The following is a 226-nucleotide window of genomic DNA, read 5'->3' as shown; positions in this document are numbered from 1 at the left end:
GCCCCACCGTGGTGGAGGACGCGCGTCCCGTGGCAATCAGCGCCGCGACGACGACGAACGGGAGCGACCACACCAGGTATTCCAAGGTCGTCTCGCTTTCCTCACGGGCTTCCGGCGTCGACGGCGAGTTTCAAACCGCCGCTACTTCTAGCCGCCAGCAGCCGTCGAGGGTGCGGAATTTGCGAGACGCCGCCGCATGGCAGGTGACCCGCCTGCGCGGGTCACC

General features: G+C 68.1%; 1 protein-coding gene. It reads left to right on the top strand.

Annotated features, from left to right (window positions below):
- Nucleotides 1–29 precede the first annotated feature (29 nt).
- Nucleotides 30–226: hypothetical protein (locus G5A07_RS22325; RefSeq protein WP_223107878.1), on the top strand; the 197-nt coding region annotated here is incomplete at its 3' end.

The organism is Stenotrophomonas sp. AS012628, from assembly GCF_010608305.1.
Lineage (GTDB): Bacteria > Pseudomonadota > Gammaproteobacteria > Xanthomonadales > Xanthomonadaceae > Stenotrophomonas > Stenotrophomonas geniculata.
This window is presented reverse-complemented; position numbering and strand designations above follow the sequence as displayed.